The sequence below is a fragment of the Pseudomonas sp. LB3P14 genome, assembly GCF_054898045.1.
Window position 1 is genome coordinate 2,937,087 of sequence record NZ_CM142714.1, and the last position, 12,527, is coordinate 2,949,613.

At 59.7% G+C, this 12,527-nt stretch carries 11 protein-coding genes; all 11 read left to right on the top strand.

Annotation, left to right across the window (positions count from 1 at the left end; all coding sequences use genetic code 11):
* The first annotated feature begins 595 nt into the window (after positions 1–595).
* The 11 genes from ACYZT5_RS13665 (at position 596) to nuoL (ending at position 12,491) form a co-directional block, all read left to right on the top strand.
* Positions 596–1,009 carry an NADH-quinone oxidoreductase subunit A gene (locus ACYZT5_RS13665; protein ID WP_008146033.1) on the top strand — a complete coding sequence of 138 codons (414 nt, stop codon included), beginning with the start codon at positions 596–598 and terminating at the stop codon, positions 1,007–1,009.
* A 10-nt stretch (positions 1,010–1,019) separates the two neighbouring features.
* Positions 1,020–1,694 (top strand): NuoB/complex I 20 kDa subunit family protein, encoded by a 675-nt coding sequence (locus ACYZT5_RS13670; protein ID WP_008146035.1) that lies wholly within the window; start codon positions 1,020–1,022, stop codon positions 1,692–1,694.
* 72 nt (positions 1,695–1,766) lie between these two features.
* Positions 1,767–3,551, top strand: a complete 1,785-nt coding sequence (gene nuoC / locus ACYZT5_RS13675; RefSeq protein ID WP_462051570.1) for an NADH-quinone oxidoreductase subunit C/D — start codon at positions 1,767–1,769, stop codon at positions 3,549–3,551.
* Positions 3,552–3,553: 2 nt separating this feature from the next.
* Complete coding sequence (gene nuoE, locus ACYZT5_RS13680) at positions 3,554–4,051, top strand: NADH-quinone oxidoreductase subunit NuoE (RefSeq protein ID WP_007946422.1); 498 nt, start codon at positions 3,554–3,556, stop codon at positions 4,049–4,051.
* A complete protein-coding gene (nuoF, locus tag ACYZT5_RS13685; protein WP_462051571.1) occupies positions 4,048–5,403 on the top strand; it encodes an NADH-quinone oxidoreductase subunit NuoF in 1,356 nt (451 codons plus the stop codon). The genes nuoE and nuoF overlap by 4 nt, the downstream gene beginning before the upstream one ends.
* 137 nt (positions 5,404–5,540) lie before the next feature.
* Positions 5,541–8,255, top strand: a complete 2,715-nt coding sequence (nuoG, locus tag ACYZT5_RS13690) for an NADH-quinone oxidoreductase subunit NuoG (RefSeq protein WP_462051572.1) — start codon at positions 5,541–5,543, stop codon at positions 8,253–8,255.
* The gene (nuoH, locus tag ACYZT5_RS13695; RefSeq protein ID WP_436274337.1) at positions 8,252–9,259 is read left to right on the top strand and encodes an NADH-quinone oxidoreductase subunit NuoH; all 1,008 of its coding nucleotides are present in this window, start codon (positions 8,252–8,254) and stop codon (positions 9,257–9,259) included. Before nuoG ends, nuoH begins: the two co-directional genes overlap by 4 nt.
* A 12-nt stretch (positions 9,260–9,271) precedes the next feature.
* Positions 9,272–9,817, top strand: a complete 546-nt coding sequence (nuoI, locus tag ACYZT5_RS13700; RefSeq protein ID WP_401123796.1) for an NADH-quinone oxidoreductase subunit NuoI — start codon at positions 9,272–9,274, stop codon at positions 9,815–9,817.
* 9 nt (positions 9,818–9,826) lie between these two features.
* Entirely contained in the window at positions 9,827–10,330 is a 504-nt protein-coding gene (nuoJ, locus tag ACYZT5_RS13705) for an NADH-quinone oxidoreductase subunit J (protein ID WP_462004856.1), read from the top strand.
* A gap of 2 nt (positions 10,331–10,332) precedes the next feature.
* Complete coding sequence (nuoK, locus tag ACYZT5_RS13710; protein ID WP_007946416.1) at positions 10,333–10,641, top strand: NADH-quinone oxidoreductase subunit NuoK; 309 nt, start codon at positions 10,333–10,335, stop codon at positions 10,639–10,641.
* Complete coding sequence (gene nuoL / locus ACYZT5_RS13715) at positions 10,638–12,491, top strand: NADH-quinone oxidoreductase subunit L (protein ID WP_462051573.1); 1,854 nt, start codon at positions 10,638–10,640, stop codon at positions 12,489–12,491. Before nuoK ends, nuoL begins: the two co-directional genes overlap by 4 nt.
* The last annotated feature ends 36 nt before the right edge of the window (positions 12,492–12,527 follow it).

Consider the following 12,527-nt stretch of genomic DNA (forward strand, 5'->3'; position numbering starts at 1 on the left):
AACCGCAACGTCGCACAACTGACGCCCCGACTGATTCGGGGCGTTTTTTTGTCTGTGATTTTTCACCGGCACTGCAAAACCCTGTGGGAGCGAGCCTGCTCGCGAAGCGATTTATCATTCACCGGTGATGGTGACTGAACCGACGCTTTCGCGAGCAGGCTCGCTCCCACAGGGGTCGGTGGTGATTCAGGAAAAAACCTTGATCCAGAGCAGTTTCACAATCAGGAAAACAGAGTAAAACGACCCCGCCCGCTACTTGCAGTAACGCGCATATATGACAACTTCCTCGCCACCCACCCATTAAACAGTTTAAAAACAGACTCAAACAATATTGATTATCATTTAGCGGCACCTATGTTCGTTACATTCCCTACAAAACAATATTGATGAAAACCCGGCTAATGCCCGCAACGCATGGGCTGCGGGGTTTTGGAGGTGCGCTATGTCCTTATTCCTATAAATAATTTCGCTATAGGAATTTTACTTGCACGGTGTTTAGCCATAAAATCAGCGGGATTGATTGCTGCGACATATCGTCACTGCTTTGTTTCTTTTCAAGCTCAGAGACCTTTGCTCTCTGTTAAGGATTACCAGCATGCCCGAAGCGACAGGACTCATGGCCCACAACTGGGGCTTTGCCATTTTCCTTCTGGGCGTCGTCGGCCTTTGCGCCTTCATGCTCGGCGTCTCCAGCCTCCTCGGGTCAAAAGCCTGGGGCCGCAGCAAAAACGAACCGTTCGAGTCCGGCATGCTACCTACAGGTGGTGCCCGCTTGCGGCTCTCAGCCAAATTCTATCTGGTCGCGATGCTATTCGTGATCTTCGACATCGAAGCCCTTTTTCTCTTTGCCTGGTCTGTGTCCGTCCGCGAAAGCGGCTGGACCGGATTCGTCGAAGCTCTCGTTTTCATAGCAATTCTGTTGGCAGGTCTTGTCTACCTATTTCGAGTGGGTGCCCTTGACTGGGCTCCGGCAGCTCGTCTTAAGCGGCAAGCGAAGCTGAAACAATGAGGCTTTGGCAATGCAATACAATCTCACCAGGATCGACCCCGATGCTCCTAACGAGCAGTATCCGATTGGCGAACGGGAAACCGTTTCCGATCCGTTAGAAGATCAAGTTCACAAAAACATTTTCATGGGCAAGCTCGAAGACGTGCTTAACGGCACGATCAACTGGGGGCGCAAGAACTCCCTGTGGCCGTATAACTTCGGTCTTTCGTGCTGCTACGTGGAAATGACCACCGCCTTCACGGCGCCCCACGACATCGCGCGCTTTGGCGCCGAGGTTATCCGGGCATCGCCGCGTCAGGCGGATTTCATGGTTATCGCCGGTACCTGCTTCATCAAGATGGCGCCGATCATTCAGCGTCTCTACGAGCAAATGCTCGAACCTAAATGGGTTATCTCCATGGGTTCGTGCGCCAACTCCGGTGGCATGTACGACATCTACTCAGTCGTTCAAGGGGTGGACAAGTTCCTGCCCGTGGACGTCTACGTGCCTGGCTGCCCGCCCCGCCCTGAAGCTTTTCTGCAAGGCTTGATGCTCTTGCAAGAGTCGATTGGACAGGAGCGTCGTCCGCTTTCCTGGGTCGTCGGCGATCAAGGCGTGTACCGCGCCGAGATGCCTTCGCAAAAGGAACAGCGCCGCGAACAGCGAATCGCAGTCACCAACCTGCGCAGCCCCGACGAAGTCTGATCCAGACCTGCTTCTTTTATAGAACGAGACACTGGCTTCATTCTTTACGTTGACCGAAAGCGATAAATAACCATGACTACAGGCAGTGCTCTGTACATCCCGCCTTATAAGGCAGACGACCAGGATGTGGTCGTCGAACTGAATAACCGTTTTGGCCCTGAGGCGTTCACCGCCCAGCCTACCCGCACCGGCATGCCGGTGCTTTGGGTTGCCCGCGCCAAACTCGTCGAAGTCCTGACCTTCCTGCGCAACCTGCCCAAGCCGTACGTCATGCTCTATGACCTGCACGGCGTGGACGAGCGTCTGCGCACCAAGCGTCAAGGGCTGCCTAGCGGCGCCGACTTCACTGTGTTCTATCACTTGATGTCGATCGAACGTAATAGTGACGTAATGATCAAGGTCGCCTTGTCCGAGAGCGACCTCAGCGTGCCGACCGTGACCGGTATCTGGCCGAACGCTAACTGGTACGAGCGTGAAGTGTGGGACATGTACGGCATCAATTTTGCCGGTCACCCACACCTGACCCGCATCATGATGCCGCCGACCTGGGAAGGTCACCCACTGCGCAAGGACTTCCCGGCCCGTGCCACCGAGTTCGACCCGTTCAGCCTGACGCTGGCCAAGCAACAGCTTGAGGAAGAAGCCGCGCGCTTCAAGCCTGAAGACTGGGGCATGAAGCGTTCCGGCCCGAACGAGGACTACATGTTCCTCAACCTCGGTCCTAACCACCCTTCTGCGCACGGTGCGTTCCGCATCATTCTACAGCTGGACGGTGAAGAGATCGTCGACTGCGTGCCGGACGTCGGTTACCACCACCGTGGTGCCGAGAAGATGGCCGAGCGTCAGTCCTGGCACAGTTTCATTCCGTACACCGACCGTATCGACTACCTCGGCGGCGTGATGAACAACCTGCCGTACGTGCTCTCGGTCGAGAAGCTGGCCGGCATCAAAGTGCCTGAGAAAGTCGACGTCATCCGCATCATGATGGCCGAGTTCTTCCGGATCACCAGCCACCTGTTGTTCCTGGGGACTTACATCCAGGACGTTGGCGCCATGACGCCGGTGTTCTTCACGTTCACCGACCGTCAAAAGGCGTACACGGTGATCGAAGCCATTACCGGTTTCCGTCTGCACCCGGCCTGGTACCGCATCGGTGGCGTCGCTCACGACCTGCCGCGCGGCTGGGAAAAACTGGTGAAAGACTTCGTCGAGTGGATGCCAAAGCGTCTGGACGAATACCAGAAAGCCGCTCTGGACAACAGCATCCTGCGTGGCCGGACCATCGGCGTCGCGGCCTACAACACCAAGGAAGCCCTGGAATGGGGCGTCACCGGTTCTGGCCTGCGTTCGACCGGTTGCGATTTCGACCTGCGCAAGGCTCGTCCGTACTCCGGCTACGAGAACTTCGAATTCGAAGTACCGCTGGCGGCCAATGGCGATGCTTATGACCGTTGCATCGTGCGCGTCGAAGAAATGCGCCAGAGCCTCAAGATCATCGAGCAGTGCATGCGCAACATGCCGGAAGGCCCGTACAAGGCGGATCACCCGCTGACGACGCCTCCGCCGAAAGAGCGCACCCTGCAGCACATCGAGACCCTGATCACGCACTTCCTGCAAGTTTCGTGGGGCCCGGTCATGCCGGCCAACGAATCCTTCCAGATGATCGAAGCGACCAAGGGCATCAACAGTTATTACCTGACGAGCGATGGCGGCACCATGAGCTACCGCACCCGGATTCGTACCCCAAGCTTCCCGCACCTGCAGCAGATCCCTTCGGTGATCAAAGGCAGCATGGTCGCGGACTTGATTGCGTACCTGGGTAGTATCGATTTCGTTATGGCCGACGTGGACCGCTAAGCATGAACAGCACGCTTATCCAGACAGACCGTTTCACCTTGAGTGAAACCGAGCGCTCGGCCATCGAGCACGAGCTGCATCATTACGAAGACCCGCGCGCGGCGTCGATCGAAGCCCTGAAGATCGTCCAGAAGGAGCGTGGCTGGGTGCCTGACGGCGCGCTTTACGCCATCGGCGAGATCCTCGGCATCCCGGCCAGCGACGTTGAAGGCGTGGCGACGTTCTATAGCCAGATCTTCCGTCAGCCAGTTGGCCGTCACATCATCCGCGTCTGCGACAGCATGGTTTGCTACATCGGCGGCCACGAATCCGTTGTCAGCGAAATCCAGAGCAATCTGGGCATCGGCCTGGGTCAGACCACCGCCGACGGTCGTTTCACCCTGCTGCCGGTCTGCTGCCTCGGCAACTGCGACAAGGCGCCGGCGTTGATGATCGACGACGACACTTTCGGTGACGTGCAGCCTGCCGGCGTTGCCAAATTGCTCGAGGGCTACGTATGACCCTGACTTCCTTCGGTCCTGCCAACCGCATCAAGCGGTCGGCCGAGACTCACCCGCTCACCTGGCGTCTGCGTGACGACGGCGAAGCTGTCTGGCTCGACGAGTACCAGGCCAAGAACGGTTACGCGGCTGCGCGCAAAGCCTTCGCCGACATGGCTCAGGACGACATCGTCCAGACCGTGAAAGACTCGGGCCTTAAAGGTCGCGGCGGTGCAGGCTTCCCCACGGGCGTTAAGTGGGGCCTGATGCCCAAAGACGAATCCATCAACATCCGCTACTTGCTGTGCAACGCGGACGAGATGGAACCGAACACCTGGAAAGACCGCATGCTGATGGAGCAACTGCCCCATCTGCTGATCGAAGGCATGCTGATCAGTGCTCGCGCGCTGAAAACCTACCGTGGCTACATCTTCCTGCGTGGCGAATACACCACCGCCGCCAAGCACCTGAACCGTGCCGTGGAAGAAGCCAAGGCAGCAGGCCTGCTGGGTAAAAACATCCTGGGCAGCGGCTTCGATTTCGAGCTGTTGGTCCACACCGGCGCCGGGCGTTACATCTGCGGTGAAGAAACCGCACTGATCAACTCCCTCGAAGGTCGCCGCGCCAACCCGCGCTCCAAGCCTCCCTTCCCTGCCGCCGTTGGCGTGTGGGGCAAGCCGACGTGCGTGAACAACGTTGAAACCCTGTGCAACGTGCCGGCGATCATTGCCGACGGCGTGGACTGGTACAAATCGTTAGCGCGCGAAGGCAGTGAAGACATGGGCACCAAGCTCATGGGCTTCTCCGGCAAGGTCAAGAACCCGGGACTGTGGGAATTGCCGTTCGGCGTCACCGGTCGCGAGTTGTTTGAAGACTACGCCGGCGGCATGCGCGACGGTTACAAGCTCAAGTGCTGGCAGCCTGGCGGCGCCGGTACCGGTTTCCTGTTGCCGGAACACCTGGACGCACAAATGTACGCCGGCGGCATCGCCAAGGTGGGCACCCGTATGGGTACCGGCCTGGCCATGGCGGTGGACGACAGCGTCAACATGGTGTCCCTGCTGCGCAACATGGAAGAGTTCTTCTCCCGCGAATCCTGCGGCTTCTGCACCCCGTGCCGTGATGGCTTGCCGTGGAGCGTCAAGCTTCTGCGCGCCATCGAGAACGGTGAAGGGCAAGCCGGCGATATCGAGACCCTGTTGGGTCTGGTCGGTTTCCTCGGCCCTGGCAAGACCTTCTGTGCTCACGCACCGGGCGCCGTGGAGCCGTTGGGCAGCGCAATCAAATACTTCCGCCATGAGTTCGAAGCCGGCATCGCGCCTACCAGCGCCGTCGTCCCGCCTCTGGCAAGGCCGATCGTAGTCGGCGCTTAACGCTTTAAAAAAAGCGAACGGTCCGTGCCGTTCGCTTTTCGCGCGATGACGCCTTTAACGGCTGTGTTGATTCGCGCGGATAACAAGATTCCATTAGCCACGCCCGCTGACACCGGGCCAACGAAGAACTTTGAACCATGGCCACTATCCACGTAGACGGCAAAGAGCTCGAAGTCGATGGGGCAGACAACCTGTTACAGGCATGTCTGTCGCTAGGCCTCGATATCCCCTATTTCTGCTGGCACCCAGCCCTAGGCAGCGTTGGCGCTTGCCGCCAGTGCGCGGTCAAGCAGTACACCGACGAGAACGACAAGCGTGGTCGGATCGTCATGTCCTGCATGACCCCCGCCACCGACGGCAGCTGGATCTCCATCGACGACGAAGAAGCGAAAGTGTTTCGCGCCAGCGTCGTTGAATGGCTGATGACCAACCACCCTCACGACTGCCCGGTCTGTGAAGAAGGCGGTCACTGCCACCTGCAAGACATGACCGTGATGACCGGCCACAACGAGCGCCGTTATCGCTTCACCAAGCGTACCCACCAGAACCAGCAACTGGGCCCGTTCATTTCCCACGAAATGAACCGCTGCATCGCTTGCTACCGCTGCGTGCGCTTCTATAAGGACTACGCCGGCGGCACTGACCTCGGTGTATTCGGCGCCCACGACAACGTGTACTTCGGTCGCGTTGAAGACGGCACCCTGGAAAGCGAGTTCTCCGGCAACCTCACCGAGGTCTGCCCGACCGGTGTGTTCACCGACAAGACTCACTCCGAGCGCTACAACCGTAAGTGGGACATGCAGTTCTCGCCGAGCATCTGCCATGGCTGCTCCAGCGGTTGCAACATCTCCCCGGGCGAGCGCTATGGTGAACTGCGTCGTATCGAAAACCGTTTCAACGGTTCGGTCAACCAGTACTTCCTGTGCGACCGTGGCCGTTTCGGCTACGGCTACGTCAACCGCGAAGACCGCCCGCGTCAGCCAAAGCTGGCCAACGGCGCCAAGCTGACCCTCGACGAAGCGCTGGATAAAGCCGCCGACCTGCTGCGCGGTCGCAACATCGTCGGTATCGGTTCGCCACGTGCCAGCCTCGAAAGCAACTACGCGTTGCGCGAACTGGTCGGCGCCGAGCACTTCTACTCCGGTATCGAAGCCGCTGAGCTGGAACGCATTCGTCTGGTCGTGCAGGTGTTGAAAGACAGCCCGCTGCCGATCCCGAACATGCGCGACATCGAAGACCACGACGCCATCTTCGTTCTCGGTGAAGACCTGACCCAGACTGCTGCGCGCATGGCCCTGTCCCTGCGTCAATCGGTCAAGGGCAAAGCTGAAGACATGGCCGACGCCATGCGCGTTCAGCCTTGGCTCGACGCTGCCGTGAAGAACATCGGTCAGAACGCTCTGAACCCGCTGTTCATCGCCAGCCTGGCTGAAACCAAGCTCGACGACATCGCTGAAGAATGCGTTCACGCGGCGCCAGACGACCTGGCCCGCATCGGTTTCGCCGTGGCTCACGCCCTCGACGCCAGCGCGCCTGCCGTTGAAGGCCTGGACGCTGAAGCGCTGGAGCTGGCCAAGCGTATCGCCGATGCCCTGCTCGCGGCCAAGCGTCCGCTGATCATTGCCGGTACCTCGCTGGGTTCCAAGGCGCTGATCGAAGCGGCGGCGAACATCGCCAAAGCGCTGAAACTGCGCGAGAAGAACGGTTCCATCAGCTTGATCGTGCCAGAGGCCAACAGCCTCGGCCTGGCCATGCTCGGTGGCGAATCGGTCGACGCAGCTCTGCAAACCGTGATCGACGGTAAAGCCGACGCCATCGTCGTGCTGGAAAACGATCTGTACACCCGCACCGATAAAACCCGTGTCGATGCTGCCCTGAACGCCGCGAAAGTGGTGATCGTGGCGGACCATCAGAAAACCGCTACCAGCGATCGTGCGCACCTGGTTCTGCCAGCCGCCAGCTTCGCTGAAGGCGACGGTACGCTGGTCAGCCAGGAAGGCCGCGCCCAGCGCTTCTTCCAGGTCTTCGACCCGACTTACCTCGATGCGAGCATCCTCGTTCACGAAGGCTGGCGCTGGCTGCATGCCCTGCGCGCGACCCTGTTGAACCAGCCAATCGACTGGACTCAACTGGACCACGTCACCGCTGCGTGTGCTGCAAGCACTGCGCAATTGGCCGGCATCGTCAGCGCCGCGCCGTCCGCCGCGTTCCGTATCAAAGGCCTGAAACTGGCGCGCGAACCACTGCGTTACTCCGGTCGTACCGCCATGCGCGCCGATATCAGTGTGCACGAACCGCGTACTTCCCAGGATAACGACACCGCGTTCTCGTTCTCCATGGAAGGTTATTCGGGCTCGGTCGAACCGCGTCAGCAAGTGCCATTCGCCTGGTCTCCGGGCTGGAACTCGCCGCAAGCCTGGAACAAGTTCCAGGACGAAGTCGGTGGCCACATCCGCGCTGGCGACCCGGGCACCCGCCTGATCGAAAGCACCGGTGATTCGCTGAACTGGTTCGCCAGTGTTCCTCGCGCGTTCAACCCGGCTCCGGGCACCTGGCAGGCTGTGCCGTTCTTCCACCTGTTCGGCAGTGAAGAGAACTCTTCCAAAGCCGCGCCGGTTCAGGAACGCATCCCGGCCGCCTACGTGTCGCTGGCCAAATCCGAAGCCGACCGTTTGGGTGTCAATGACGGCGCCATGCTCAGTTTGAACGTAGCCGGCCAGACCCTGCGTCTGCCGCTGCGCATCAACGAAGAGCTGGGTGCCGGTCTGGTCGCATTGCCGGCCGGTATCGCGGGTATTCCGCCAGCGATCTTTGGCAAATCCGTTGACGGTCTGCAGGAGGCAGCTCAATGACCTGGTTCACGCCTGAAGTGATTGACGTGATCATCGCGGTCCTCAAGGCCATCGTGATTCTGCTCGCCGTTGTGGTGTGCGGCGCGCTGCTGAGCTGGGTCGAGCGTCGTTTGCTCGCCCTCTGGCAGGACCGTTACGGTCCAAACCGCGTCGGCCCGTTCGGCGCGTTCCAGATTGCGGCCGACATGATCAAGATGTTCTTCAAGGAAGACTGGACCCCGCCGTTCGCCGACAAAGTGATCTTCACGTTGGCGCCGGTCGTGGCCATGAGCGCCTTGCTGATTGCCTTCGCGATCATCCCGATCACCCCGACCTGGGGCGTGGCGGATATCAACATCGGCATCCTGTTCTTCTTCGCCATGGCCGGTCTGTCGGTCTACGCGGTGTTGTTCGCCGGCTGGTCGAGTAACAACAAGTTCGCCCTGTTGGGCAGCTTGCGGGCCTCGGCGCAAACCGTGTCGTACGAAGTGTTCATGGGCCTGTCGCTGATGGGCATCGTGATCCAGGTCGGCTCGTTCAACATGCGCGACATCGTTGAGTATCAAGCGCAGAACCTGTGGTTCGTCATTCCGCAGATCTTCGGTTTCCTGACCTTCTTCATTGCCGGCGTCGCCGTGACTCACCGTCACCCGTTCGACCAGCCGGAAGCGGAACAGGAACTGGCCGACGGTTACCACATTGAATACGCTGGCATGAAATGGGGCATGTTCTTCGTCGGCGAGTACATCGGCATCGTGTTGATTTCGGCGCTGCTGGTAACCTTGTTCTTCGGTGGCTGGCACGGTCCGTTCGGTATTCTGCCGCAGATCCCGTTCATCTGGTTCGCGCTGAAAACCGCGTTCTTCATCATGTTCTTCATCCTGCTGCGCGCCTCGATCCCGCGCCCACGGTATGACCAAGTGATGGATTTCAGCTGGAAGTTCTGCCTGCCGCTGACCCTCATCAACATGCTGGTGACCGCTGCGATCGTGTTGCTCAACACGCCCGCCGTCGCGGCTCAGTGAGGATAGAGAATCATGAAGTACATTTTTGACATCGTGCATGGCTTCTTCACCCAGCTTCGCAGCCTGGTGATGATCTTCAGCCACGCCTTCCGCAAGCGCGATACGCTGCAGTATCCGGAAGAAGCGGTGTACCTGCCGCCGCGCTTTCGTGGCCGTATCGTCCTGACTCGCGACCCCGACGGCGAAGAGCGTTGTGTAGCCTGCAACCTGTGCGCCGTGGCGTGCCCGGTCGGTTGCATCTCGCTGCAGAAAGCTGAAACCGAAGACGGTCGCTGGTACCCGGAGTTTTTCCGTATCAACTTCTCGCGCTGCATTTTCTGCGGCCTCTGCGAGGAAGCCTGCCCGACCACCGCGATCCAGCTGACACCGGATTTCGAGATGGCCGAGTTCAAACGTCAGGACTTGGTGTACGAGAAAGAAGATCTGTTGATCTCCGGCCCCGGCAAAAACCCTGATTACAACTTCTATCGTGTTGCAGGTATGGCGATTGCCGGTAAGCCAAAAGGCGCCGCGCAGAATGAAGCCGAACCGATCAACGTGAAGAGCTTGCTGCCTTAAGGAAGAAAGATGGAATTCGCTTTCTATTTCGCATCGGGTATCGCTGTTGTGTCCACGCTTCGCGTGATCACCAACACCAACCCTGTGCACGCCCTGCTCTACCTGATCATTTCGCTGCTTGCCGTAGCGATGACCTTTTTCACCCTCGGCGCACCGTTTGCCGGAGTGCTGGAAGTGATCGCCTACGCTGGCGCCATCATGGTGCTGTTCGTGTTCGTGGTGATGATGCTGAACCTGGGGCCCGCCTCGGCTCAGCAAGAGCGCGTCTGGCTCAAACCCGGCATCTGGCTCGGCCCGGTCGTACTCGGCGCCCTGCTGCTGGTTGAACTGCTCTACGTGCTGTTCAGCCACTCCAGCGGTCAGGCCGTCGGCCACACCACTGTAGACGCCAAGGCCGTGGGCATCAGCCTGTTCGGTCCTTATCTGCTGGTGGTCGAACTCGCCTCGATGTTGCTGCTCGCCGCAGCCGTCACGGCGTTCCACTTGGGCCGCAACGAAGCCAAGGAGCAATGACGATGCCTGCTATCCCTATGGAGCATGGTCTGGCGGTCGCCGGCATCCTGTTCTGCCTCGGTCTGGTCGGCCTGATGGTCCGCCGCAACATTCTTTTCGTGCTGATGAGCCTGGAGGTCATGATGAATGCCTCCGCACTGGCGTTCATCGTTGCCGGTAGCCGCTGGGCGCAGCCGGATGGACAGATCATGTTCATCCTGGTGATCAGCCTGGCAGCCGCCGAGGCCAGTATTGGCCTGGCGATTCTGTTGCAGCTGTATCGCCGCTTCCACACTCTCGATATCGACGCTGCCAGCGAGATGCGCGGATGAATCTTCTCTATCTGACTTTCGTATTCCCTCTCATAGGTTTCCTGCTGCTGGCGTTCTCACGCGGCCGCCTCTCGGAAAACCTGTCGGCCCTGATCGGCGTCGGCTCCATCGGCTTGTCTGCCATCGTCACGGCTTATGTGATCTGGCAGTTCAACGTTGCGCCACCTGAAGGCGGTCACTACACGCAAGTGTTGTGGCAGTGGATGGCGGTGGAAGGCTTTACGCCTAACTTCGCGCTGTACCTGGATGGTCTGTCCCTGACCATGCTCGGTGTGGTGGTCGGCGTCGGCTTCCTGATCCACCTGTTCGCGTCCTGGTACATGCGCGGTGAAGCCGGTTACTCGCGCTTCTTCGCCTACACCAACCTGTTTATCGCCAGCATGCTGTTCCTGGTGCTGGGCGATAACCTGTTGTTCCTGTACTTCGGTTGGGAAGGCGTTGGCCTGTGCTCGTATCTGTTGATCGGTTTCTACTACAGCAACCGCAACAACGGTAACGCGGCACTGAAAGCCTTCATCGTGACCCGTATCGGCGACGTGTTCATGGCCATCGGCCTGTTCATCCTGTTCGCGCAACTGGGCACGCTGAACGTCCAGGAATTGCTGGTTCTGGCGCCGCAGAAGTTCCAGGCTGGCGACTTCTGGATGGTCATGGCGACCCTGATGCTGCTGGGTGGCGCAGTCGGTAAATCCGCGCAACTGCCGCTGCAAACCTGGCTGGCGGATGCGATGGCCGGTCCTACTCCGGTTTCGGCACTGATCCACGCCGCAACCATGGTGACCGCCGGTGTTTACCTGATCGCCCGTACTCACGGTCTATTTGCCCTGGCGCCGGATATCCTGCACCTCGTCGGCGTCGTCGGCGGCGTGACCCTGGTACTCGCAGGTTTTGCCGCACTGGTTCAGACCGACATCAAACGTATCCTCGCCTACTCGACCATGAGCCAGATCGGCTACATGTTCCTGGCCCTGGGCGTTGGCGCGTGGGATGGTGCGATCTTCCACTTGATGACCCACGCCTTCTTCAAGGCGCTGCTGTTCCTTGCGTCCGGTTCGGTGATCGTTGCCTGCCACCACGAGCAGAACATCTTCAAGATGGGCGGTCTGTGGAAGAACCTGCCACTGGCCTACGCCAGCTTCATCGTCGGCGGCGCGGCTCTGTCGGCCCTGCCACTGGTGACCGCAGGCTTCTACTCCAAGGACGAAATCCTCTGGGAAGCGTTCGCCAGCGGCAACCACGGTCTGCTTTACGCAGGTCTGGTCGGCGCGTTCATGACGTCGCTGTACACCTTCCGCCTGATCTTCATCGCGTTCCACGGTGAAGCGAAGACCGAAGCGCACGCCGGTCACGGCATCGCTCACTGGCTGCCACTGTCGGTGCTGATCGTGCTGTCGACCTTTGTCGGCGCGATGATCGTTCCACCGCTGCACGGCGTGCTGCCGGAAAGCGTCGGCCATGCCGGCGGCGAAGCCAAGCACAGTCTGGAAATCGCCTCGGGCGCCATCGCCCTGTCCGGTATCCTGCTGGCCGCGCTGCTGTTCCTCGGCAAGCGTCGTTTCGTCACTGCAATCGCCAACAGCGGCATCGGCCGCTTCCTTTCGGCCTGGTGGTTCGCTGCCTGGGGCTTCGACTGGATCTACGACAAACTGTTCGTCAAGCCCTACCTTGCGATCAGCCACGTACTGCGCAGAGACCCGCTCGACCAGACCATCGGTCTGATCCCTCGTATGGCCAAAGGCGGTCACACCGCCCTGAGCCGTACCGAAACCGGTCAACTGCGTTGGTACGCGGCATCGATGGCAGCCGGCTCCGTGCTGGTCATCGGCGCCATCGTGCTGGTAGCGGTCTGAATATGAACCTTGCGAACTTGCGAAAGGAATTGAGCC